The 2,702-nt window shown below is 71.9% G+C and carries 4 protein-coding genes; 3 read left to right on the top strand and 1 reads right to left on the bottom strand.

Annotated features, from left to right (window positions below; genetic code table 11):
• Window positions 1–336 (bottom strand): glycosyltransferase (locus AB0M20_RS36730; RefSeq protein WP_364305310.1); only part of this gene is annotated, 336 nt, incomplete at its 3' end.
• Window positions 337–427: 91 nt separating this feature from the next.
• Between AB0M20_RS36730 and AB0M20_RS36725 the strand changes: the two genes are divergently transcribed.
• The 3 genes from AB0M20_RS36725 to AB0M20_RS36715 form a co-directional block, all read left to right on the top strand.
• Window positions 428–1,327 carry a sulfotransferase gene (locus AB0M20_RS36725; RefSeq protein ID WP_364305308.1) on the top strand — a complete coding sequence of 300 codons (900 nt, stop codon included), beginning with the start codon at window positions 428–430 and terminating at the stop codon, window positions 1,325–1,327.
• Window positions 1,320–2,087 (top strand): sulfotransferase, encoded by a 768-nt coding sequence (locus AB0M20_RS36720; protein WP_364305306.1) that lies wholly within the window; start codon window positions 1,320–1,322, stop codon window positions 2,085–2,087. The genes AB0M20_RS36725 and AB0M20_RS36720 overlap by 8 nt, the downstream gene beginning before the upstream one ends.
• On the top strand, window positions 2,084–2,702 hold a 619-nt coding region (locus AB0M20_RS36715; protein WP_364305304.1), incomplete at its 3' end, for a hypothetical protein. The genes AB0M20_RS36720 and AB0M20_RS36715, both read left to right, overlap by 4 nt.

Here is a 2,702-nt window from a genome sequence, read left to right as displayed (position 1 = left end):
GGCCGCGCGGGCGGCGGCGACCACGGACGGCGACAGCTGGTGATACACGTTGTGCAGATGCACGACGTCGGGCCGGAAGTCCGCGACCACCCGCTGCAGCCCCCTGCGGGCGGACGAGGACCACATCATCCGGCCCGCGGCAGCGACCCTGTCGCGGTAGAGGTCCACGTGCGACGGGAAGTGCCGCCGATACGGCATGTCGTCGTTCTCGGGATGCTCCATCCCGAAGAAGGCCACCTCGTCGCCGTCGCGCTCCTGCAGGCGCGCGACGTCGAACATGTACCCCTCGGCGCCGCCGCGGCGGTAGAGGAACTTGTTCACGTGCAGGACGCGCATATGTTTCCAGACCTGTCATGTGTGTCACGGCATCGAGCGCGGTCACGCTAGCATTCGCCTGCTCGTTCCCACCGCATCGAGGAGGATCCCCGTGGCCGCCCAGCAGTCCGCCGAGCCGTCCGCGCTGCGCTGGTTCGCGCGACGGGTCGTGCGGCACGTGCGGTGGGCCCGCACGGAGGGCCTGCGCCGGCTGATCGCGGAGGACCGATTGGACCCGCGTGTGCGCATCCGGACGGCGTGGACCAAGGCCCGCTGGCGGCAGGCACACGGCGTGCCGCCCGGGGCCGCGCGGGCGGTCTACCTCGTCGGACTTCAGCGCTCGGGCACGAACATGCTGGTCCGCGGGCTCGACGAGGCGCCCGAGGTGGAGGCGCGCAACGAGAACGACCGCGGCTTGTTCCACCGGTTCCGGCTGCGCGGCGACGACGTGCTCCTCGACGTGCTCGGCCGCAGCCGCCACCTCGTCGTGCTGGTGAAGCCGCTCTGCGACAGCCACCGGGTCGCGGATCTGCTGGCCCTCTCCCCCGGCGCGCGGGCGCTGTGGATGTGGCGTGACGTGGACGACCGGGCGCGCTCCGAGGTTGCCAAGTTCGGCGACGCCAACCTGCGGGCGCTGCGGGCGATCGCGGCCGGCGACACCTCGATCTGGCAGGCCGGCGGCATCGACCCGGCGCGGCTGGACGGGTTCGACCTCGAGACGATGGACCCGCACACGGGCGCGGCGCTGTTCTGGTGCCTGCGCAACGAGCTGTACTTCGACCTCGGCCTGGACCAGCGGGACGACGTGTTGCTGGTGTCGTACGGCCGCATGGTCGCCGATCCCGCCGCCGTTGCCGAGCAGGTGTGCAGGTTCATGGGTCTGCCGTACCGGCCGTCGTTCGCCGCCTCGGTGAGCGCCGGGCCGCCCCGCCCGCGGCTGCCGATCGATCCGCGCGTGCGGGAGCTCTGCGACGCGCTGACCGCGCGCCTGTTGGTGGGTGCCCGTGGATAGCCCCATCTTCCTGGTCGGCTGCCAGCGGTCCGGAACGACGATGCTGCGGCTGGTGCTCGACTCGCACTCGCGGATCAGCTGCGGCCCAGAGACCCGCTTCCTGCCCGACCTGCGGCGGATCGTGGACGAGCGGCGGGACTGGCCGCGGCTGGCCCGGTTCGGCTTCTCCCGCGAGGACTGGCTGCGCCGGATCGCGGACTTCTTCGGCGGGGTGCACGCCGACTACGCGCGGGCGCGGGGGAAGGCGCGCTGGGCGGACAAGACCCCGCTGTACGCGCTGTCGATCGACTTCGTGACCGAGGTGTTCCCCGACGCGCAGATCGTGCACGTGATCCGCGACGGCCGCGACGTGGTGGTGTCGCACCGGAAACGGTTCGGCTACTGGTCGGCGGTGAAGTGCGTGGTGAAGTGGCCGCGCTACATCCGCACGGCGCGGGCGTTCGGGGCCGCGCTGCCCGCGGGGCAGTATCACGAGCTGCGCTACGAGGAGGCGGTCCGCGATCCGGACAAGTCGCTGCGGGCGCTGTTCGAGTTCCTCGGCGAGGAGTGGGAGGAGAGCGTGCTGGAGTACGCCGACGGCTCCCACGACGTGGCGGCCAAGTACACGGTCGAGGCGGATCAGCGGCGCGCCGCGGCCGGCACCGACACGGCCATCTACGCTTCCCGGGTGGGAACCTATCGGCGGGAGCTCGACCCGTTCCTGCGCCTGCTGGTCCGCGTCTTCTCCGGGCCCATGCTCAAGGAGCTGGGCTACCGATGAGACGACTCGCGGTCCTGCTGGTTCTCCTGCTGGCCGGCTGCACGTCGGCGCCGTCCCCGCGGCCCTCCCCCAGCGCCACCCCGGCGCCGGCGGTGACCACGGGCGACACGCTCTTCGGCGCGCACTGGGACTGGAACCGCTACGCGCAGTTCGAGCCCTACCTGCGCAAGCTGCGCGGCTCGGCGACCTACTACGAGCTCAGCTGGTGCGACGTCGAGAAGACCCGGGGCAACCCGGACTGGGCCGCGCTCGACCGGATCGCCCAGCGCTCGAAGGACCTCGGCATCCGCCTGGGCCTGAAGATCCGCGTCGGGGTCTGCTGGGCCACCGGCGGCACCGCGCGGCACACCCGCGGCCAGGCCGGCAAGACCGAGTCCGCGATGCCCCTCGACCTGACCGCCTATCAGCAGTTCGTGACCTCGCTGGTCAAGCGCTACCGCCCCTACGGCGTCGCGAAGTACGCAGTGGAGAACGAGGTCAACGCGCAGCAGTACTGGGCCGGCACCCCCGAGCAGTACGAGGAGCTGGTCCGGTCGGCCGCCGAGGCGATTCACGCCGGCGACCCGGCGGCCGACGTGCTCGACTCCGGGATCAGCAGCGTGGCGATGGGCATGG

This window comes from Actinoplanes sp. NPDC051633, from assembly GCF_040681735.1.
GTDB lineage: Bacteria > Actinomycetota > Actinomycetes > Mycobacteriales > Micromonosporaceae > Actinoplanes.
Note: the sequence above shows the minus strand (reverse complement) of the source record. Positions and strands in the feature narration are given on the sequence as shown.